Below are 20,689 nucleotides of genomic sequence, written 5' to 3'. Positions count from 1 at the left end.
CCGGGGATGACTCACACTGTGGGTCAGGCGAGCGGTAGGTAGACCCGGCTGCCGCCGTAGACGAACTCCTCCGACTTGTCCTTCATGCCGCGCGCGGCGTACTCCTTGAGCTCTTGGGTGATCTTCATGGAGCAGAACTTCGGGCCACACATCGAGCAGAAGTGCGCGGTCTTCGCCGGCTCCGCGGGCAGTGTCGCGTCGTGGTACGAGCGCGCCGTCTCCGGGTCCAGCGAGAGGTTGAACTGATCCTCCCAGCGGAACTCGAACCGCGCCTTCGACAGCGCGTCGTCCCAGGCCTGCGCGCCGGGGTGCCCCTTGGCCAGGTCCGCCGCGTGTGCCGCGATCTTGTATGCGATCACGCCCGCCTTCACGTCGTCACGGTCCGGCAGGCCGAGGTGCTCCTTCGGCGTGACGTAGCAGAGCATCGCTGTGCCGAACATGCCGATCATCGCGGCGCCGATCGCCGAGGTGATGTGGTCGTACGCGGGCGCGATGTCGGTGGTCAGCGGGCCGAGCGTGTAGAAGGGCGCCTCGTGGCACCACTCCTGCTGAAGGTCCACGTTCTCCTTGATCTTGTGCATCGGCACGTGACCGGGGCCCTCGATCATCACCTGGACGTCGTACGCCCAGGCGACCTTCGTCAGCTCACCGAGGGTGCGCAGCTCGGCGAACTGCGCTTCGTCGTTGGCGTCGGCGATCGAACCGGGGCGCAGGCCGTCACCGAGGGAGAACGTCACGTCGTAGCGCGCGAGCAGCTCGCACAGCTCCTCGAAGTTGGTGTAGAGGAAGTTCTCCTCGTGGTGCGCCAGGCACCACGCCGCCATGATCGAACCGCCGCGGGAGACGATCCCGGTCACCCGGTCCACTGCCAGCGGCACGTACGGCAGGAGCACCCCGGCGTGCACGGTCATGTAGTCCACGCCCTGCTCGGCCTGCTCGATCACGGTCTCCCGGAACACCTCCCAGCTCAACTTCACCGGGTCGCCGCCGACCTTCTCCAGCGCCTGGTAGATCGGCACCGTTCCGATCGGCACCGGCGAGTTTCGCACGATCGCCTCACGGGTCTCGTGGATCCGCTTGCCCGTGGACAGGTCCATCACGGTGTCCGCGCCCCACCGGGTGGCCCAGGTCAGCTTCTCCACCTCCTCCGCGACCGAGGAGCTGACCGCCGAGGTGCCGATGTTGGCGTTCACCTTGACCAGGAACGCCTTACCGATGATCGCCGGCTCGCACTCCGGGTGGTTGACGTTGAGCGGGAGCACCGCCCGACCGGCGGCGATCTCGGCCCGCGCGAGTTCCGGGTCGACGTTCTCCCGGATCGCCACGAACTCCATCTCCGGCGTCACCACACCTGCCCGCGCGTACGCGAGCTGGGTGGGCCGGCGACCGTCCACCCCGGCGAGCGGCGTGCCCGCCCCCCGCACCGGCGCCACGTCACCCCGCTCGGCGATCCACGGCCCGCGCAGCGGCGGCAGCCCCACCTCCGGGTCCGAACCAGGGCCGGACGTGTCGTAGAGCCGCACCGGCGGCAGGTCCCCGGTCAGCCCCACCTCCGCGAACGGCACCCGGACATCCGGCCGCGAACCCTCGACGTACACCTTGCCTCGTGCGTGCATGACAGCCTCCCTGGTGATCAAGCGGACCAGCCGAAGTGGTTCAGCGGCCCGCGCCCCGCGCCCAGCTCCCAGCCCCGCGCGCCGGTCAGCGCACGGAGCACGTACTCCTTGGCGGCCCCCACGGCGGCCGGCACCGGATCGCCCAGACCGAGTCGCACCGCGATCGCCGCCGAGAACGAGCACCCGGTGCCGTGGGTGTGCCGGGTGGTCACCCGGGGCGCGCGCAACAGCGTGGTGACGCCGCCGCCGTGCAGCACGTCGACCGCCTCGCCCCCGTCCAGGTCACCGCCCGTGACCACCACGTACTCCGAGCCGCCGGCCACCAAGGCCTCGGCGGCCACGACCATCGCGGCCACGTCGTCCACCTGGCGTCCGGTGATCGCCGCGGCCTCCGCGCAGTTCGGGGTCGCCACAGTGGCGTACGGCAGCAGCCGCTCCACCGCTCCCACCACGCCCAACCGGTGACCGCTCGTGGCGACCAGCACCGGGTCGACGACGAGCTGAGGCAGCCGGCCGTCCCGGGCCGCCTCGGCCACCACGTCCGCGATCGCCGGGGTGCCGAGCATCCCCGTCTTCACCGCGCAGACGGTGAAATCGGTGAGCACGCTGTCCAACTGCTCGGCGACGGTGCGCGGGGGCAGCGGCAGCACCGCGTCGACACCCCGGGTGTTCTGCGCGGTGACCGCCGTGAGGACGCTGGTGCCGTACGCGCCAAGCGCGGCGAAGACCTTGAGGTCGGCCTGGATGCCTGCGCCGCCGCCGGAGTCCGAGCCGGCGATGGTGAGGATGGTGCTCGGGGTCACTTCTCCTCCTTGGTTGCGGTCGGCCGCAGCCCTGACGTGGAGACCTGGGTGACCCCGCGCCGGGTTTGGATCAGCACAGGGGTGACCGCCTCTGCATAAGCGCTGGTCAGGGTGGTGGCTGTTTCGGTGGGGTCTTCTGCTCGCATGAGTGCGCCCAGCACTGCCACCCCGACGGCTCCCGCCTTGACGCAGGCGGTTACCTGTTCTGGGGACTCCACTCCGCCCAGTGCCAGCACGGGCACGTTGCTGACCTCGACCAACCTCTGCAGGCCGTCCGGTCCCAGGGGTGGGCCGTAACCCGGTTTCGTCCTTGTGGGCCAGACCGGGGAGATGGTGGCGTAGTGCTCGGTGCTCAGGCGGTTCAGCTCGGGTTGGTGGTGGCAGGAGCGGCCGACCAGGCCGTGGGCTGGCGGTGGGTACGGCCCGGCGGCGGGCAGGTGCACGGCGTCGCCGCCGAGCGGGTCGGGGCCGGCCACGATGAGGGTCCCGCCGACGTCGGCGAGGATCGCGCGCAGGTCGGCGGCGAGGGCGGCGCGTTCGGCGCGCGGAAGGTCCTTCTCCCGCAGCACCACCCAGCGCACTCCCCCGGCCACGGCACCCGCCACCACCAGGTCGAGCCCGCCCCGCGCGACGAGCCGGTCGGTCAACACGACAACCCCGGACGGCGGGATCACAGCTCGGGTCTTCCCTCGTCGGGGGTGGAGGCGAGCGCGTGGAAGCGGCGCTCGATCCGGCCGGCCTGGGCCGCCAGTCGGCCCGCCTCGACCGCGTACCGCATCGCTGTGGCCATCGCCATCGGGTCGGCCGCCCGGGTGACGGCGCTCGCCAGCAGCACCCCGTCACAGCCCAGCTCCATTGCCAGCGCCGCGTCGGACGCGGTGCCGATGCCGGCGTCGAGGATCACCGGCACGTCCACGCCCTGCCGGATGAGTCGGATGTGGTGCGGGTTGCCGATGCCGAGCCCCGAACCGATCGGCGAGCCGGCCGGCATCACCGCGGCGCAGCCCACGTCGGCGAGGCGGCGGGCGAGCACCGGGTCGTCGCTGGTGTACGGCAGCACTGTGAAGCCGTCGGCGACCAACTCCTCGGCGGCGCGGAGCAGCTCCACCCCGTCGGGCAGGAGCGTCCGCTCGTCGCCGATCACCTCTAGCTTGACCCAGTCGGTGTCGAACGCGTCCCGGGCCAACCGGGCCACCTTCACCGCCTCGGTCGCGGTGTGGCAGCCGGCGGTGTTCGGCAGCAGGCGTACGCCGCACCGGTCCAGCAGCTCCAGCAGCCCACCGGAGGATCCCGGCGCCGTGCCCACCCGGCGCAGCGCCAGTGTGACCAGCTCGGTACCGGACGCCCGGATCGCCTGCTCCAGGACATGCAGGTTCGCGGCGCCGCCGGTCCCGAGGATCAGTCGTGAGGTGAAGGTCTCCCCACCCAGCTCGAACGGCACGCCGCTCACCCGCCCTGCGCCGCGGTGAGCACCTCGACCCGGTCACCGTCGCGCAGCGCCCGGGCCGGCCAGCCGGTCCGGGGCACCACCTCGCCGTTGACCGCGACCGCCACCCCACGGGGGTGCGGCAAGAGGTCGCGGACCAGGTCCGCCACGGACGCGCCGGCGACGACGCTGCGCCCGGCCCCGTTCACAGTCAACTCCACAGGTCCCCCTCCATCGTCGGTTCAGCTCCGCCCGCGGCCACCGCGGCACCCCCGAAGCGGTCAGCCCCGAAGGGCGCGAGCAGCGGGTCGGGTACGCCGCCGAGCACCAGGTCGACGATCAGGTCGGCGGTGATCGGGGTGAGCACGATGCCGTGCCGGTGATGCCCGGTGGCGGCCAGGACGTCCGGTCGGTCGGGCAGCGGCCCGAGGATCGGCGCGTTGTCCGGGGTGCCCGGGCGCAGCCCGGCGACCGCCTCGACCAGGTCGTACTCGGCCAGTTCGGGCAGCACGTCGACCCCGGCGCGCAGCAGCCGCTGCACAGCGCCGGCGGTGACAGTGGTGTCCGAGCGCTCCTCGACCGTCGCGCCGAGCACTACCTCACCGTCGGAGCGGGGCACCAGGTAGACGTGCTCGCCGTCGGCGTACCCCCGGATCACGTGCCGGAAGCCCGGCGCGACGCCGTCGGGCGCGCGGAGCCGGAGGATCTGGCCCTTCACCGGCCGCACGGGCAGGCCGGTGAGCGCGGCTGCCCCGCACCCGGCGGCTACCACGGTGACCGGCGCGTCCACATCGGACAACGACCGGACCGGCTGCGACACGAGCACCGCGCCGGCCCGCTGCGCGGCCGTGCGCAGCGCCGGCACCAGCAGCCGCGGGTCGACCTGGTGGTCGGTGAGCGCGAGCGCGCCGCCGCGCACCCGTGGGGCGAGCGCCGGTTCGCGGTCGCGCAGCTCGCTGGGGCGCAGCGGCGTCACCGGCAGGCCCAACCCCTGCTGGTACGCCCACAGCCGACGCGCCTCGGCCAGGTCGTCGCCGGTGAGCCCGACCATCAGGGTGCCCTCGGTCCGGTAGCCGATCTCGACTCCGGTCGTCGCGGTCAACTCGGCGGCGAACGCCGGCCAGCGGGCCGCGGACGCCAGCAGCAATCCGGTCAGCTGCCGCTCACCGAAGTACGCCTCGGCGACCGGGGAGAGCATGCCGGCGGCCACCGCCGACGCCCCCGAGCCGGGCGCCGGGTCGTGCACCACCACCCGCAGCCCGCGCGCGGCGCAACGCCAGGCGATCGCCAACCCGATCGGCCCCGCCCCCACCACTGCCACGTCCGGCCGGACCCGGTCGCTCGACGGCGGTGACGGGGACCGGCCGGTCAGCACGTCAGGGCCTCGATCAGCTCGGCGGTAGCCCGTGCCGGGTCGGCGGCGGTGGAGACGGCACCGACCACCGCCACCCCGTACGCCCCGGCGGCCCGCAGCGCCGGCACCCGGGCGGCGGTCACCCCGCCGATCGCGATGACCGGGACGTCGACGGCGTCGACGACGGCGCGTACCCCGGCCGGCCCGATGGGGTCCGGCAGGCCGGTCTTGGTGCTGGTGGTGTGACACGGCCCGACGCCGAGGTAGCTGGCGCCGGCAGCGACGGCATCGTGCGCCGGGCCCGGCGCGCGGGCTGTGGCGCCCAACACGCCGGTGGGGCCGAGCACCCGGCGGGCGGCAGCGACCGGCAGGTCGTCGGCGCCGACGTGGCCACCGGCGGCGCCCGCCGCCAGCGCCACGTGCAGCCGGTCGTTGACCAGGCAGGTCGCCTGGTACGACGCGCAGAGCGCCAGCACCCGCCGGGTCAGGTCGTAGGCCTCGCGGTCGGTGGCGGAATCCTCGACCCGGACCTGCACCACCAGGTCGGCGTGGGCCACTGTGAGGGCGGCGCGAACCACTGCGAGTGGGTCGCGACCGGGTCGGGTGTCGGTGATGAGATGCAATCGCCCCAGGGACGGCACGGCAACGCTCCTCCCTGCGCCGGCATTACCCGGATCAGGTTCAACGGTCGGGGGCTGTCAGCCCCCCTCTCAGCCCGGTACACCGGGCTCCCGTGGGTTACTTGCGTGTCACCGTACGACAGATCCGCCGGCCTGCCAAGGCGTGGGGTCGGTGGTGGCCGGCGGACCGGGCCGCACCAGAACGACCGAGATCCATGGGGCAGTTCATGTGGTCCTGTTCGGAATGTCGCCCCCCGTTGCAGAACCGTTACCCGTCCGCATCTTGCCCGACATCGAGCCAGCCGAATTAATTTGTTCAGCGATTCGACAAAATGTCGGTGGGGGCACCCTGGCACGGTGTGACCACCGGCTCCATCAGGGACGGCCTTCGGCGAGCCGACTCCCGCGAGCTCTGTCACTACGACACAGGAGGCGGCGTGTCCCGTTCTCGTCGTGCCCGCGTACCCATCACCGCAACCCTGATCTCCCTGGCCATGGCCTCGACCACCCTGTTCGGCGCGCCCGCCCAGGCGGCCGCCCAGGTCCCCCCACGGGATGCGAAAGCCGCAGCCCCGGTCAGCCAGGTGGCGCCGAAGGCGCCAAAGGCCGCGGCCGATCCCTTCTCCGTCCTCGTCTTTTCCAAGACCGCCGGCTTCCGGCACGACTCCATCCCCACCGGCGTCGCCGCCATCCAGCAGCTCGGCGTCGACAACGGATTCACAGTGGACAACTCCGAGGACGGCGCCGCATTCAACGACGCCAACCTGGCGAAGTACAAGGCGGTGATCTGGCTCTCCACCACCGGTGACGTGCTCAACGCCGACCAGCAGGCGGCGTTCGAGCGCTACGTGAAGGCCGGCGGCGGTTACGTCGGCATCCACGCCGCGTCGGACACCGAGTACAGCTGGGCCTGGTACGGCGACCTGGTCGGCGCGTACTTCGCCAACCACCCGCAGAACCAGCAGGCCACTGTCAAGGTGGAGGACCACGCCCACCCGTCCACGGCCGGGTTGCCGGACCGGTGGTCCCGGTTCGACGAGTGGTACAACTACCAGACCAACCCTCGGCCGGACGTGCACGTGCTGGCCAGCCTGGACGAGAAGAGCTACACCCCAGGCGCCGGCGCGATGGGTGCGGACCACCCGGTCGCCTGGTGTCAGGACTACGACGGTGGCCGGTCCTGGTACACGGGCCTGGGGCACACCCGGGAGTCGTACGCCGAGCCCGAGTTCCTCTCCCACCTGCTCGGCGGCATCCGCACTGCGGCCGGCGTCGAGAACGCCGACTGCGGCGCCTCGAAGACCTCGAACTTCGAGAAGGTCACGCTGGACAGCAACACCAGCAACCCGATGGAGCTGGACGTCGCCCCCGACGGGCGGGTCTTCTACATCGAGCGCGACGGTCGCGTGCAGATCGTGAAGCCGGACACCGGCAACACCGTCACCGCCGTCGACCTGGACGTCTTCACCGGTAACGAGGACGGCCTCATCGGCATCCGGCTCGACCCGGACTTCGCCACCAACAAGTGGGTGTACCTGTACTACGCCCCGAACGACGGGGTCACCCGCAACCTGCTGTCCCGGTTCACGGTTTCCGGCGACACCATCGACCTGGCCAGCGAGAAGCAGGTGCTACGGGTCGACACGCAGCGCAACACCTGCTGCCACGCCGGCGGCAGCATGGCCTTCGACGGCGATGGCAACCTCTACCTGGCCACCGGCGACAACACCAACCCGTTCGAGTCGAACTCGTACTCGCCGATCGACGAGCGGGCGGGGCGCCAGGACTACGACGCGCAGCGCACCTCCGGCAACACCAACGACCTGCGCGGCAAGGTGATCCGGATCCACCCGGAGGACGACGGGACGTACACCGTTCCGGCGGGCAACCTCTTCGCGGCGGGCACCGAAAAGACCCGTCCCGAGATCTACGCGATGGGCTTCCGCAACCCGTTCCGGATCGGCACCGACCCGAAGACCAACACGCTGTACGTCGCGGACTACGGACCGGACGCCAACGCGGACAACCCGAACCGGGGCCCCCGCGGTCTGGTCGAGTGGAACGTCGTCACCCCGGGCAACTACGGCTGGCCGTACTGCACGGGCACGAACGAGGCGTACAACGACTACACGTTCCCGTCCGGCCCGAGCGGTCCGAAGTTCGACTGCGCGGCGCCGGTGAACAACTCGCCCAACAACACGGGCCTGACCAACCTCCCGCCGGTGGTCCCGGCGACCGTCGACTACGGGTACGCCGGTGACGCGCGTTACCCGGAGATCGGCGGCGGCGGCGCCCCGATGGGCGGCCCGGTCTACCGCTACGACGCCGACCTGAACTCGAACCGCAAGTGGCCGGCGTACTACGACGGCAAGGCTCTGCTCGGCGAGTGGAACCAGAACAAGATGTACACCATGCAGCTGACCCCCGACGGCAAGTCGTTGGTGGACATCAACCAGTTGCTCACCGGCATGAGCATGGTCCGGCCGATGGACTTCGAGTTCGGCCCGGACGGCGCGCTGTACCTGATCGAGTGGGGCAGCGGCTTCGGCGGCAACAACGACAACTCGGGCGTCTACCGGATCGACTACACCGCCGGTGACCGCGCGCCGATCGCCGCGGCGTCCGCCAACCCGACCTCGGGTCCGGCGCCGTTGACGGTGACATTCTCCAGCGCCGGCTCCCGGGACCCGGACGGTGGCACGCTCACCTACGCCTGGACGTTCGGCGACGGGCAGACCTCGACCGAGGCCAACCCGACCCACACGTACGCCACGGCGGGCAACTACACCGCCCAGCTCACCGTCACCAACCCCAAGGGCCGGACCGCGGTGGCCAACGTGCCGGTTACCGTGGGCAACACCGCGCCGACGGTCACCATCGAGTTCCCACCGGACGGCGGCTTCTTCAACTGGGGTGACCAGGTCCGCTACTCGATCAAGGTGACCGACCCCGAGGACGGGCAGATCGACTGTGACCGGGTGCAGCTTCAGGTGCTGCTCGGTCACGACGAGCACGCCCACCCGCTGGAGCAGCACACCGGCTGCACCGGCACCGTCCAGACGTCGCTCGCCTCCGGGCACGGCGCCGAGGCGAACGTCTTCGCGGTCTTCGAGGCGACCTACACCGACGAGGGTGGTGCCGGCGGCGCCGGTGCCCTGACCGGTCGGCAGATCGAGATCCTTCAGCCGAAGCAGAAGCAGGCCGAGTACTTCACCGCCACCGGGCGTGCCCCGGTGAGCACCGGCGGTGGAGACCCCGGCGTGCAGCGGGAGACCGGCGCCGACACCGCCGGTGGCGGCCAGAGCGTCGCCTTCATCGAGGATGGTGACTGGTGGTCGGTCGCTCCGGCGGACCTGACCAACATCACCGAGATCCGGTTCCGGGCCGCCTCCGCCGCCGCTGGCGGTCGGATCGAGGTGCGCGCGGGTGCTGTTGACGGGCCGGTGGTCGCCACGGCCGTCGTACCGTCGACCGGCGCGTGGCAGACGTACACGGACGTGAGCGCACCGGTCACCGGCGCCGCGAGCGGCTCGCTGTACTTCCTGGCCCGCGACCCGAACGGCGGAACGGGTTCGCTGTTCAACGTCAACTGGATGGACTTCGTCGGCCGCGGTGTCACCGAGAACGGGCCGCCGGTGGTCAGCGCCACTGCCACCCCGGCCACCGGCACCGCACCGGTCACCGTCGCCTTCGACGGCACGGCCACCGACGCCGAGGGCGACACCCCGTTGACGTACGCCTGGGACTTCGGTGACGGAGGCTCGGCGACCACACTGGACGCCAGCCACACCTACACCAGCCCGGGCACCTTCACGGCCACCCTCACGGTGACCGACAGCAAGGGCGCCAAGTCGTACGCCACGGTGCCGGTGCGGGTCGACGCGCCGGACACGTCCTGCTCCGGGGCGCGTTCGGACGACTTCAACGGCAACAGCCTCGACAAGGAGCGCTGGACCAGCGTCGTCCGGGAGAACCAGCTCTACTCGCTCAGTGGCGGTGCCCTGCGGCTGCCCACCGGCGTGGGTGACCTCTACGGCGCTCGCAACGACGCCACCAACCTGGTGCTCCAGGCGGCCCCGACCGGCGCATGGGAGATGACCACCAAGGTCACCCTGCCGGTGACGGCCAACTACCAGCAGGCCGGCGTCCTGGTGTACGGCGACGACGACAACTACGCCAAGCTGGACCTGCTGTACAACGGCAGCCGGCGGGTGGAGTTCATCCGGGAGACCGCGGCCACGCCTCGCAACGAGGCCGCCGACGCCACCAACGCACCGGCGGGTGACACCGTGTACCTGCGGATCACCAGCGACGGGACGAACCTGACCGCGTCCGCCTCGGGCGACGGGCAGACCTTCACCCCGGTCGGCCGTTCGGCCGCGCTCGAGGGCATCACCAACCCGCGGATCGGGGTCTTCGCGCTCAACGGAGGCACCGAGGCGCCGGTTGTCGACGCCGCGTTCGACTCGTTCCAGGTCACGCCGGACGCCCCGGCCGGCCCGGTCGACCCGTCGGACGAGTTCACCGGCAGCACGTTGGACAAGTGCCGGTGGGACGCCGTGACGCGGGAGGACCCGAGCGGTTACCGGGTCACCGATGGCGCGCTGCGGATCGACGTGCCCAACGGTGACATCTACGGCACCGACAACACCGGGCCGAAGAACTTCATCCTCCAGACCGCGCCCTCGGGCGACTGGACCCTGGAGACGAAGGTCGACGGCAGCCTGCTGAACGAGCAGTACCAGCAGGCCGGTCTGCTCGTGCAGGCGGACGACGACAACTACCTGAAGCTCGACTTCATCGCGGACAACCAGGCCGGCCAGGCGGTGACGCGGCGGATCGAGTTCCGCAGCGAGATCGCCGGGGTGGTCCAGAACCCGCAGCCCGAGGCGGGCAACCTGACCTCGGCGGTGTGGCACCTGCGGCTGGCCCGCACGGGCGACACGTTCACCGCGTCGTACTCGGCCGACGGGACGACCTGGACCGCGTTGACGGCGCTGACCAACAGCGCGGTCGGGGCAACCCCGAAGGTCGGGCTGTTCACCCTCGGCGCCAACCAGACGGCGTCGAAGACCGCCTCGTTCGACTACTTCCGGCTCAGCACGGAGGTGGCCGACGAGACGGCGCCGGTGACCACCGCGGCGGTTTCCGGCACCCCGACCGACGGGTGGCACACCGGGCCGGTGACGATCACGCTCACCGGTGCCGACGAGGCCGGCGGTAGCGGGCTCGCCGGTACGGAGTACCAGCTGGACGGGGCCACCACCTGGACGGCGTACACCGCTCCGGTGGCGGTCAGCGGGGACGGCGAGCACGAGCTCCGGTTCCGCTCGACGGACGAGGCCGGCAACGTGGAGGCGACCAAGACCGTCTCCGTCAAGATCGATGCCACCGCGCCGGTGACCTCGGCGACGTTCGCTCCGGCGAACGACGCCGGTTGGCACAACGGGACCATCCCGGTCGTGCTGACCTCGACCGACGCCGGTTCCGGCGTCAAGACGGTGGAGTGGTCGCTGGACGGTGGCGCGTGGACGCCGTACTCGGCGCCGGTCGAGGTGACCGGTGACGGGCAGCACGAACTGCTGTTCCGCTCGACGGACAAGGCGGGCAACGTCGAGACGCTGAAGTCGGCGGTGCTGCGCATCGACGGCACCAAGCCGACGCTGCTGGTATCCGGGCTGGCCGACGGCCAGCTGTACGGCGACAGCCAGGACGTCCGGGTGGCCTGGCAGGCCGTCGACCCGACCTCGGGCATCGCGAGCGTGGTCGGTCAGCTCGACGGCCAGGCGTACGCCAGTGGCACCCTGCAGGCCATGTACGACCTGTCGCTCGGCCTGCACGAGCTGACCGTCACCGCTACCGACAAGGCGGGCAACAAGACCACCTCGACGGTCCGGTTCTTCGTCACCACCTCGTTCCGGGACATGCAGAGTCTGCTGGACCGGTTCAAGGCGACGGGGCGGCTCTCGACCAAGGCGCACAAGCAGCTGTCGAACAAGCTCGACGCTGTTCGTGCGTCCGAGGCGGCCGGCGACGACAAGGCTGCCGTCCGGCAGCTGACCGCGTTCCGGACGCTCGCCAGCGACGCCACGCTGGTGCCCGAGGCGGAGGTCCGGGACGTCCTGATCCGGGACGCCGACGCCATGATCGTTCGACTCGGCGGCGCGGCCAGCAAGGCCGGGGTCAAGGCGAACGACGGTGACCCGGTCAAGGGCACCGGGCGGCTCGGTGGCGATGCCACCCGGCTGGCACCCGGTCGCCAGCTCTGATCCGACGAGGCCCCTCCCCGGCGCTGCGGCGTCGGGGAGGGGCCTCCCTCATCGGTAGGGAGGGGATGTCCGTGACGGGTATCCGCAAGGTGTTGGCCGCCGTCTTCGTCGGACTGGCCCTGACCCTGTCCACCGCCGCCCCGGCGGCGCAAGCCGCTCAAGCCCCGGCGGCGCAGACCGACAAGCTCAAACTCACTGTGGCCGGCGACGGGGCTCAGGGCGTCACCATCCAGGCCACCTACGCCGATGGTCGCCGGCTGGAGCAGGTGGTGCGGTTGGTCCTCACCGCCACCGGCCCGGACGGGCAGCGGGTCGGGCCGGTGCAGCTCGAACCGCAGCCCGAGGGGCAGGGCTTCTACAGCAGCGGCCCGGTGCTTTCCACCGGCACGTGGAAGGTGTCGGTCAACTCCCCCGCTCCGCTCCAGAGCAAGGCCACCGCCACCGTGCAGGCGAAGGCGGCGCAGTCACCGCCGGCGCCCGCGCCGGTCGCGGTGACCAAGCCCGTCGACGGAGGGGCGGGCACCGGTTGGTGGCCGTTCGCGGCGGCCGGTCTCGTGCTCGTCGCCGCGGCGATGGGGGTGGCCATGCTCTTCGGCCGCCGCCGCACCGACTAAGCACACAGCATGAAACGACTGGGCCGGGCCGCGACGAGCGGCCCGGCCCAGTGTCGTTCGGCTTGATCGACTCGGCTCTCCTGAAGTCGGGGCTTCCCCGACCACAGGTGACACCGATTTCAAGGAACGCGAGTGGATCACGAGCAGGGCGCCCAGCGGCGCAGCCTGCGGCGCGCGCACCCTCCGACTCAGAGGACGGCGCGCAGCGCCGCCAGATCGTCGTCGCTGGGCTCCCAGACGCCGGCGGCGGCGTTGGCACGCACCTGCTCGGGCGTGGTGGCACCGGCGATCACCGAGGTCACCGCCGGCTGAGCGGCCAGCCCGCCGATCGCCACCTGGAGCATCGTCAGACCCCGCTCGGCCGCATACGCCTCGATGGCCTCGATGGTGTCCCAGTCGGCAGCGGCGAGCCGCTCCGCGTACCGGCCACCGCCGGAGAGCCGGCTGCCGGCCGGCGGCTGAGCCTCGCGCTTGTACTTGCCGGTGAGCAGACCGTTGGCGAGCGGGAAGAACGGCAGCATGCCGAGGCCGAACCGCTCACACGCCGGGATCACCTCGGCCTCCACCGAGCGCTCCACCAGGCTGTAGTGGTTCTGCGCGCTGATGAAACGGGACCGGCCGTTGGACGAGGCGACCCAGTCCGCGTCGGCGATCTGCCAGCCGGCGAAGTTGGAGTTGCCCAGGTAGCGCACCTTGCCGTCACGGACCAGGTCGTCCAGGGCGGCGAGGGTCTCGTCGATCGGGGTGCCCGGGTCGGGCTCGTGCATCTGGTACAGGTCGATGTGGTCGGTGCCGAGCCGGCGCAGCGACGCCTCCACGGCACGGGCGATGTAACGCCGCGCACCCCGCGCGCCGTAGTCCGGCCCGTTGAGGCCGTTCATGTCCATGCCGAACTTGGTGGCCACCACCACGTCGTCCCGGCGACCCTTGAGCGCCTGCCCGAGCAGCTCCTCGGAGCTGCCCTGCGGCTCGCCGTAGATGTCGGCGGTGTCGAAGAGGGTGATCCCGGCGTCCAGGGCGGCGTCCACCACCGCGCGCGTGCCGTCGAGGTCGAGCTTCCTGCCGAAGTTGTTGCAGCCGATGCCGACCACGGACACCACGAGCCCGGAGTCGCCCAGCCGGCGATAGGTCATCTCAGTCACGAGATCCACCCTATGCCGGCCGGACGCACCGCCGCCGGGGACCGCTCACCCGACGTCCCAGACCGGTTCCGGGGTCTCCACCACCTCGCTGTCGCCCCGGAACAGCACGAACCGGTCGAAGGAGCGGGTGAACCACCGGTCGTGGGTGACCGCGATCACCGTTCCTGCGAAGGCGTTCAGGCCCGCTTCGAGCGCTTCCGCGCTGGCCAGGTCGAGGTTGTCGGTGGGCTCGTCGAGCAGCAGCAGGGTCGCCCCGGACAGCTCCAGCAGCAGCACCAGGAACCGGGCCTGCTGCCCGCCGGAGAGCGTGCCGAAGCGCTGGTCGCCCTGCGCCGCCAGCTCGTAGCGACTGAGCACACCCATCGCCGCGTGCCGGTCCATCCCGGTGCGGTGCTCGTCACCCCGCCAGAGAATCTCGACGAGCGTCTTCGACATCAGCTCCGGCCGGTCGTGGGTCTGGGAGAAGTGCCCGGGGCGGACACGGGCGCCGAGGCGGGCCACGCCTTCATGCGCCACCGGAGTCAGCGCGCCCGCGCCGTCGACCGGCCCGTTCGCCGGGTCCGGGTCGCTGCCGCCGCGGGCCAGGAGCCGCAGGAAGTGCGACTTGCCGGTGCCGTTGGCACCGAGCACCGCCACCCGGTCGCCGTACCAGATCTCCAGGTCGAAGGGGAATGTCAGGCCGTCGAGCTCCAGCTGCTCGCAGACGACCGCGCGCTTGCCGGTCCGCCCGCCGCTGAGCCGCATCCGGATGTCCTGGTCCTTCGGGGGTACGGGCGGCGGCCCGGCCTCCTCGAACTTGCGCAGCCGGGTCTGCGCGGCCTGGTAACGCGAGGCCAACCCGTCGTTGTACGCGGCCTTCTGCTTGTACATCAGCATCAGCTCGCGCAGCTTCTGGTGCTCCTCGTCCCAGCGCCGACGCAGCTCGTCGAGGCGGGCGTGCCGAGCCACCCGAGCCTCGTGCCAGCTGGCGAAGCCGCCCGGGTGCACCCAGGCACTGCCACCCTCGACGGCGACCACCCGATCGGCGCTCTGAGCCAGCAGCTCGCGGTCGTGCGAGACGTAGAGCACCGACTTCGTCGACTCGCGCAGTCGCGCCTCCAGCCAGCGTTTGCCGGGCACGTCGAGGAAGTTGTCCGGTTCGTCGAGCAGCAGCACCTCGTCCGGGCCGCGCAGCAGCAACTCCAGGGCGAAGCGCTTCTGCTGGCCGCCGGAGAGGGTACGCACCGGACGGTCCCGGACGGCGTCCCACGGTTGGCCGAGCACGATGGTCGCGACGGTGTCGAAGAGCACCTCGGCGTCGTACCCGCCAGCCTCGCCCCAGGCGCCGAGCGCATCGGCGTACGCCAGCTGGGCCTTGCCAGCGGCGTTGCCGAACTTGCCGTGGGCCTCGGCCGCCCGCATGGCAGCCTCGGTCTCGCCGAGCCGCCGGCCGGCGTCGCGCAGCGCCGGCGGGGCCAGCGACAACGCCAGGTCGGCGAGGGTCGACTCGTCGCCGATCATGCCGATGAACTGGCGCATCACGCCCAGCCCACCGGCCCGCGCGACGACGCCGCTGGGCACGGGCAGGTCGCCGGCGACCATCCTCAGCAGCGTCGTCTTTCCCGCGCCGTTCGGCCCGACCAGGGCGACCTTGCTGCCCTCCCCGACCCGGAACGACACGTCGGCGAAGAGTTCCCGACCGTCGGGCAGGATGTGCCCGACCGCTGCCACGTCCACGTATCCCACGCCGGGATCCTGCCCCAGTGAGGGTCGGGCGGTATATCCAATTACCGGGTGACGCGCAGCACCCGGAAGCCCTTTTGGCTGGCGTACCGCTCGACCTGCCAACTCTGCTCGGTGAGCCAGCGTTGCAGCGAGTCGCCGCCGAGGTGCCGGGCGACGACCAACCAGCCGACGCCGTCCGGGGCGAGTCGGGGCAGCCAGCGCAGCAGCAGGTCGTGCAGCCCGTCCTTGCCGATCCGGATGGGCGGGTTCGACCAGAGCTGGGCGAAGCGGACGCCGTCCGGAACGTCGTCTGGCGCGCTGACCCGGACCCGGTCGGCGGCGCCGATCCGGGCCGCGTTGGCGGCGGTCAGCTCGCGGGCCCGGGCGTTGACGTCGACGGCCCAGATGGTGCTGGTGGGCGTGAGGTCGGCCAGCACGCAGCTGATCGGCCCGAACCCGCAGCCGAGGTCGAGCAGGTCGCCGGTGGTGTCGGCGGCGGGAAGCTCGGCCTTGCGCAGCAGCACCGCTGTGCCCGGGTCGAGCCGGCTGGCGGAGAAGACCCCGCCGGCCGAGGTGAGCCGGTAGTCGCGGTCGGCGACGGAGAACTCGACCTCGCGCGCCGGGGCGTCGCTGGTGGGCTGAGCGGTGAAGTAGTGGTCGCCGGTCACCCGGCAATTCTCGCACCGGTCCGGGGCGGACCTGACGCGGCCCACACGCACATTTCCCCGATATTACCCCCTAAAGGGACAATGACTCCTACTCTGGGCGACATGGTGTATCGGTACCAGTCCGATGAGGACGCTTTCGAGGAGTACCCGGAGCCCGGGTCCGACCTGTCGGTGCTCGGCGCCGGTCCGCCCCCGCCGGCGGGGCCCTCTCCGTCGCGCTTCCCCACGCCGTCGCTGCCCCGGCCGAACCAACTCTCGCTGCCCTCGTCGCAGCCCGCGCCGGCTCGTGCCGATGTGTCGCAGCCCAGGCCGGCCGCCCGCGCCGACGCGCCGCAGCAACTGCCGACTCGTGCCGACATCCCGCCCGCCCCGCCGCGCAGCCAGATCTACACCTCGTCGACGCCGGTGCAGCCGCCCACCCGGCGCGGCGGCGGCCGACTCTGGCAGGTGCTGATCGGCGGCGCGGCCGTCCTGGTGCTGCTCGCCCTCTGCGGCCTCGGCGCCGCCGCGCTGCTCACCAACCGCAACGAGCAGCCGCAGAGCGACCCGACGTACCAGCCGAACGCCGCCCCGACGTCGGCACCGGCGGAACGGCTGGCCCTCGACTCCCGGGACACCGACCAGGCCCCGCTCACCGCCAAGGAACTCTTCCCCGGCAAGGAACTGAAGCTCACCGCCGGCCAACCGAGCTACCAGGTGCTCAAGACACAGTCCAGCGGCAGTTGCGCCGTCGCCGCCACCGACGAGGTAGCCGACCTGCTGGTCCGGCTCGGCTGCAACCAGGTCGTCCGGGCCACGCTGAGCACGCCCGACGACAGCCACCTGGTCACCGCCGGCCTGTTCAACCTCACCGACAAGGTCAGCGCGGAACGGGCCCGAGACCGGCTCCGGCAACTGCTCGACGAGCGGCAGGGCCGTTTCCGTGGCCTCACCGCCGACGAGGGGGACGGCACCGATGTCCTGGCCAGCGCCCCGGCACGAGTCGGCTGGCAGGTTCGTGGCCACTACCTGGCGTACGCGCTGGTGGTCCGCAAGGACGGGGCGGCGGTCAAGGCGGGTGACGCCAAGGTCCGCGAGATCCTGTTCGACATGATCGAGCTGCACCTCAGCCGGGGCGTGCTGCAGAGCCGGGCCGACGGTGGCACCGCCGGGCAACCGACGGCGGCACCGACCGGCAGCAACGCCAACCAGGGCGATCTGCCGGGCAACTGACCCCGCGGGCGGTCAGCCCTCGACCGGGACCCGCAACCGGCGGGTGAGGGTGGCGCGGTGGGCGTACTCGGCCGGGTCCGCCGGGTAGCCGACGGCCACCAGGGTCAGCCCGCGCGCGGGGGCAACCGTCACCTCGCTGGACCGCTCCCGCTGGGTGAGCAGAGTGCCCGGCCACTCGACCGGGCGGCGGCCGTCCCCGGCCACCAGCATGGCCCCCACCAGGCTGCGCACCATCGCCTGGCAGAACGCGTCGGCCTGCACTGTGGCGACCAGAATGCCGTCCGGGTCGCGACGCCAGTCCAGCCGGGTCACCTCGCGCAGCGTGGTCGCGTGCTCCTTGCGCCGGCAGTACGCGGCGAAGTCGTGCTCCCCCACCAGCCCGTTCGCGGCGGCGTTCAGCGCCGCCAGGTCCAGCGGTTTCGGCCAGGCCAGCACCTCGTGACGGCGCAGCGGCTCGGCACCGAAGGGCGCATCGGTGACCCGGTACTCGTAGCGCCGGAAGGTGGCCGAGAACCGGGCGTCGAAGTCGGCCGGCACCTCGGTCATCGCCCGTACCCGCACGTCGGTGGGGAGCAGCCGGGCCAGGCGACGCAGCAGTCGTCCCTCGTGCTGCCGCCACACGTCCACGGGCAGGTCCACGTGGCACACCTGCCCCGTGGCGTGCACGCCCGCGTCGGTACGCCCGGCCACCGTCAGCCCGGTGGCCGTACCGGCGCCGAGGACCAGGTCCAGGGTCTCGGCGAGCACCCCCGCGACGGTGCGCCTGGTCGGCTGGGCTGCCCAGCCGGAGAAGTCGGTGCCGTCGTACGAGACGTCCAGCCGCAGCCGGATCCGCTCGTCCACCTCGTACCTCCTGTTACGGGTCGGGCCCGACACCCCCGATGGGGTGCCGGGCCCGACAATGCCCTTGATCAGGCCTTGTTCTCGGTGGCCTCGTCGCTGTCCTCGCGGGCGGCGTCGGTGTCACCGGACGCCGACACCGGCGCCTCGGAGTCCTGGTCGGCCGGAGCCGACTTCGGGGCCTCGTCGGCCGGGGCGAGCGCTTCGACCTTGTCCTGCTGCGCAGCCTTGCGGGCGGCGGTCTTCTTGTTCGCCTTCGGCTCGGCGACCTGAAGCTCCTCCACCAGCTCGATGATGGCCATCGGGGCGTTGTCACCCTTGCGCGGACCGGTCTTCACGATCCGGGTGTAACCGCCGGGGCGGTTGGAGTACCGGGGCGCGATCTGGTCGAACAGGGCGTAGACCACGTCCTTGTCCTTGACGACACCCAGCACCCGACGCCGCGAGGCGAGGTCACCGCGCTTGGCCTTGGTGATGAGCTGCTCGGCCAGCGGGCGCAGCCGCCGGGCCTTCGTCTCGGTGGTCTGGATCTTCCCGTGCTGGAACAGCGCGGTCGCCAGGTTGGCCAGCATCAGCCGCTCGTGCGAGGGGCTGCCGCCGAGGCGGGGGCCCTTGGTGGGCGTGGGCATTTTTGGTGCTCCTCAGTTGTGGCGGCAGCGCGGACTAGAGCTGCTCGGTCTCGCGGTAGTCGTCGGTGTCGTAGTCGGCCTCGCCGAAGGTGTCCACGACGTGCGCCGGGTCGAAGTTCGGAGCCGAGTCCTTCAGCCCGAGACCCATCCCGGCGAGCTTCATCTTGACCTCGTCGATCGACTTCTGACCGAAGTTGCGAATGTCGAGGAGGTCGGCCTCGGTACGCCCGATGAGCTCACCAACGGAGTTGATGCCCTCGCGCTTGAGGCAGTTGTAGGAGCGGACGGTGAGGTCCAGCTCCTCGATCGGCAGAGCGAGGTCCGCCGCCAGCTGGGCGTCCTGCGGGGACGGCCCGATGTCGATGCCCTCGGCGGTCTCGTCCAGCTCCCGGGCAAGCCCGAACAGCTCGACCAGCGTCGAACCGGCGGAGGCCAGCGCGGTACGCGGACCCATCGACGGCTTGGTCTCGACGTCGATGATCAGCCGGTCGAAGTCGGTGCGCTGCTCGACACGGGTCGCCTCGACGCGGTAGGTCACCTTCAGCACCGGCGAGTAGATCGAGTCGACCGGGATCCGGCCGATCTCGGCGCCGGACTGCTTGTTCTGCGCCGCCGTCACGTAGCCCCGACCCCGCTCGACGGTCAGCTCCATGTCGAGCCGGCCCTTGCCGTTCAGGGTGGCGAGCTTGAGATCCGGGTTGTGCACCGAGACGCCGGCCGGGGGCTGGATGTCGCCAGCGGTCACGTCGCCCGGGCCCTGCTTACGCAGGTACATGCTGACCGGCTCGTCATGCTCGGAGCTGACGCACAGCTCCTTGATGTTCATGACGAGCTCGACCACGTCCTCCTTGACACCGGGGATCGTGGTGAACTCGTGCAGCACACCGTCGATCTTGATCGAGGTGACGGCCGCGCCCGGGATCGACGACAGCAGCGTGCGCCGCAGCGAGTTACCCAGGGTGTAGCCGAAGCCCGGCTCCAGCGGCTCGATGGCGAACCGGGACCGGGTCTCGTTGATCGACTCCTCGGAGAGGGAGGGTCGCTGGCTGATGAGCATCTTTTCTCTTCTCTTCCGGGGCGCCCGCTATTTGACGCCCACGACACAAACTGTTCCGGTGGCCCGCCCCGAAGGGCGGGCCACCGAACGAGCTCGGACTACTTGGAGTAGAGCTCGACGATCAACTGCTCCTGGACCTGCGTGTCGATGACCTGCCGGGCCGGGAGGGAGTGCACGAGCACCTTCATCTGGCTCGGGATGGCCTCGAGCCACGCCGGAACCGTCTTCGAGCCGGCCTGAGCCTGCGCGACGATGAACGGGGTGAGCTCCTTGCTCTTGCCCCGAACCTCGATGATGTCGTGCTCCTTGACGCGGTACGACGGGATGTCGACCTTCTTGCCGTTCACCGTGAAGTGACCGTGCTTGACCAACTGGCGGGCCATGTCCCGCGAGTGGGCGTAGCCGGCCCGGTAAACGACGTTGTCCAGCCGCGACTCGAGGATCTGCAGGAGGACCTCACCGGTCTTGGCCTGCTTGCCAACGGCTTCCTCGTAGTAACCGCGGAACTGCTTCTCCAGCACGCCGTAAACCCGACGGGCCTTCTGCTTCTCGCGGAGCTGGAGCAGGTACTCCGTCTCCTTGGTGCGGCCGCGGCCGTGCTGCCCGGGCGGGAACGGCCGGGACTCGAACGGGCACTTCGGACCATCGCACTTGCTGCCCTTGAGGAACAGCTTCATCTTCTCCCGCCGGCAACGGCGGCAGTCTGCACCGGTGTAACGAGCCATCTCTCTCTAC

General features: G+C 71.3%; 17 protein-coding genes and 1 riboswitch. Of the genes, 3 read left to right on the top strand and 14 right to left on the bottom strand.

Annotated elements, in window-relative coordinates; genetic code table 11:
* Positions 1-23 precede the first annotated feature (23 nt).
* From thiC to thiE, 7 genes are all read right to left on the bottom strand, one after another.
* Complete coding sequence (thiC, locus tag ACLJOK_RS29295; RefSeq protein ID WP_410821780.1) at positions 24-1,616, bottom strand: phosphomethylpyrimidine synthase ThiC; 1,593 nt, start codon at positions 1,614-1,616, stop codon at positions 24-26.
* A gap of 17 nt (positions 1,617-1,633) precedes the next feature.
* Positions 1,634-2,419, bottom strand: a complete 786-nt coding sequence (gene thiD / locus ACLJOK_RS29290; protein ID WP_410821779.1) for a bifunctional hydroxymethylpyrimidine kinase/phosphomethylpyrimidine kinase — start codon at positions 2,417-2,419, stop codon at positions 1,634-1,636.
* Complete coding sequence (locus ACLJOK_RS29285) at positions 2,416-3,093, bottom strand: thiamine phosphate synthase (protein ID WP_410821778.1); 678 nt, start codon at positions 3,091-3,093, stop codon at positions 2,416-2,418. The genes thiD and ACLJOK_RS29285 overlap by 4 nt, the downstream gene beginning before the upstream one ends.
* Positions 3,090-3,869, bottom strand: coding sequence for a thiazole synthase (locus ACLJOK_RS29280; protein ID WP_410821777.1), 780 nt, complete (start codon positions 3,867-3,869; stop codon positions 3,090-3,092). The genes ACLJOK_RS29285 and ACLJOK_RS29280 overlap by 4 nt, the downstream gene beginning before the upstream one ends.
* Positions 3,866-4,066 (bottom strand): sulfur carrier protein ThiS, encoded by a 201-nt coding sequence (gene thiS / locus ACLJOK_RS29275; RefSeq protein WP_410821776.1) that lies wholly within the window; start codon positions 4,064-4,066, stop codon positions 3,866-3,868. The genes ACLJOK_RS29280 and thiS overlap by 4 nt, the downstream gene beginning before the upstream one ends.
* On the bottom strand, positions 4,057-5,220 hold the full coding sequence (gene thiO / locus ACLJOK_RS29270; RefSeq protein ID WP_410821775.1) for a glycine oxidase ThiO: 1,164 nt from the start codon (positions 5,218-5,220) through the stop codon (positions 4,057-4,059). Before thiO ends, thiS begins: the two co-directional genes overlap by 10 nt.
* Positions 5,214-5,840, bottom strand: a complete 627-nt coding sequence (gene thiE, locus ACLJOK_RS29265) for a thiamine phosphate synthase (protein WP_410821774.1) — start codon at positions 5,838-5,840, stop codon at positions 5,214-5,216. The genes thiO and thiE overlap by 7 nt, the downstream gene beginning before the upstream one ends.
* Positions 5,835-5,944, bottom strand: a riboswitch (TPP riboswitch). It overlaps the preceding gene by 6 nt.
* 312 nt (positions 5,945-6,256) lie before the next feature.
* Here thiE and ACLJOK_RS29260 point away from each other — a divergent pair.
* Together ACLJOK_RS29260 and ACLJOK_RS29255 are read left to right on the top strand one after the other, a co-directional pair.
* Positions 6,257-12,088, top strand: a complete 5,832-nt coding sequence (locus tag ACLJOK_RS29260) for a ThuA domain-containing protein (protein WP_410821773.1) — start codon at positions 6,257-6,259, stop codon at positions 12,086-12,088.
* A gap of 71 nt (positions 12,089-12,159) precedes the next feature.
* Positions 12,160-12,702, top strand: coding sequence for a hypothetical protein (locus ACLJOK_RS29255; RefSeq protein WP_410821772.1), 543 nt, complete (start codon positions 12,160-12,162; stop codon positions 12,700-12,702).
* Positions 12,703-12,890: 188 nt separating this feature from the next.
* Here the strand turns inward: ACLJOK_RS29255 and ACLJOK_RS29250 are convergent, their stop codons facing one another.
* From ACLJOK_RS29250 to ACLJOK_RS29240, 3 genes are read right to left on the bottom strand one after another with little or no spacing between them, the layout of a single operon-like run.
* Complete coding sequence (locus ACLJOK_RS29250; protein WP_410821771.1) at positions 12,891-13,853, bottom strand: aldo/keto reductase; 963 nt, start codon at positions 13,851-13,853, stop codon at positions 12,891-12,893.
* 36 nt (positions 13,854-13,889) lie between these two features.
* Positions 13,890-15,569, bottom strand: coding sequence for an ABC-F family ATP-binding cassette domain-containing protein (locus ACLJOK_RS29245; protein ID WP_410821770.1), 1,680 nt, complete (start codon positions 15,567-15,569; stop codon positions 13,890-13,892).
* 41 nt (positions 15,570-15,610) lie between these two features.
* Complete coding sequence (locus tag ACLJOK_RS29240; RefSeq protein ID WP_410821769.1) at positions 15,611-16,216, bottom strand: class I SAM-dependent methyltransferase; 606 nt, start codon at positions 16,214-16,216, stop codon at positions 15,611-15,613.
* A gap of 102 nt (positions 16,217-16,318) precedes the next feature.
* Between ACLJOK_RS29240 and ACLJOK_RS29235 the strand changes: the two genes are divergently transcribed.
* The gene (locus ACLJOK_RS29235) at positions 16,319-17,428 is read left to right on the top strand and encodes a hypothetical protein (RefSeq protein WP_410821768.1); all 1,110 of its coding nucleotides are present in this window, start codon (positions 16,319-16,321) and stop codon (positions 17,426-17,428) included.
* A gap of 12 nt (positions 17,429-17,440) precedes the next feature.
* Here the strand turns inward: ACLJOK_RS29235 and truA are convergent, their stop codons facing one another.
* The 4 genes from truA to rpsD all read right to left on the bottom strand — a co-directional run bounded on the left by truA (position 17,441) and on the right by rpsD (position 20,679).
* A complete protein-coding gene (gene truA / locus ACLJOK_RS29230) occupies positions 17,441-18,271 on the bottom strand; it encodes a tRNA pseudouridine(38-40) synthase TruA (RefSeq protein WP_410821767.1) in 831 nt (276 codons plus the stop codon).
* A 68-nt stretch (positions 18,272-18,339) separates the two neighbouring features.
* Complete coding sequence (gene rplQ, locus ACLJOK_RS29225; RefSeq protein WP_091402374.1) at positions 18,340-18,897, bottom strand: 50S ribosomal protein L17; 558 nt, start codon at positions 18,895-18,897, stop codon at positions 18,340-18,342.
* 34 nt (positions 18,898-18,931) lie between these two features.
* Positions 18,932-19,954 carry a DNA-directed RNA polymerase subunit alpha gene (locus ACLJOK_RS29220; RefSeq protein WP_007465227.1) on the bottom strand — a complete coding sequence of 341 codons (1,023 nt, stop codon included), beginning with the start codon at positions 19,952-19,954 and terminating at the stop codon, positions 18,932-18,934.
* 98 nt (positions 19,955-20,052) lie between these two features.
* Entirely contained in the window at positions 20,053-20,679 is a 627-nt protein-coding gene (gene rpsD / locus ACLJOK_RS29215) for a 30S ribosomal protein S4 (protein ID WP_030489600.1), read from the bottom strand.
* Positions 20,680-20,689: the final 10 nt, after the last annotated feature.

This window comes from Micromonospora sp. 050-3 (genome assembly GCF_046549335.1).
Taxonomy (GTDB): Bacteria; Actinomycetota; Actinomycetes; order Mycobacteriales; family Micromonosporaceae; genus Micromonospora; species Micromonospora trifolii.
Note: the sequence above shows the minus strand (reverse complement) of the source record. Positions and strands in the feature narration are given on the sequence as shown.

Excerpts from the sequence above, each read along its gene's own strand:
- thiC (WP_410821780.1), bottom strand. The coding sequence starts at position 1,616 with ATGCACGCACGAGGCAAGGTGTACGTCGAGGGTTCGCGGCCGGATGTC.
- ACLJOK_RS29235 (WP_410821768.1), top strand. The coding sequence starts at position 16,319 with ATGGTGTATCGGTACCAGTCCGATGAGGACGCTTTCGAGGAGTACCCG.
- rplQ (WP_091402374.1), bottom strand. The coding sequence starts at position 18,897 with ATGCCCACGCCCACCAAGGGCCCCCGCCTCGGCGGCAGCCCCTCGCAC.
- ACLJOK_RS29220 (WP_007465227.1), bottom strand. The coding sequence starts at position 19,954 with ATGCTCATCAGCCAGCGACCCTCCCTCTCCGAGGAGTCGATCAACGAG.
- rpsD (WP_030489600.1), bottom strand. The coding sequence starts at position 20,679 with ATGGCTCGTTACACCGGTGCAGACTGCCGCCGTTGCCGGCGGGAGAAG.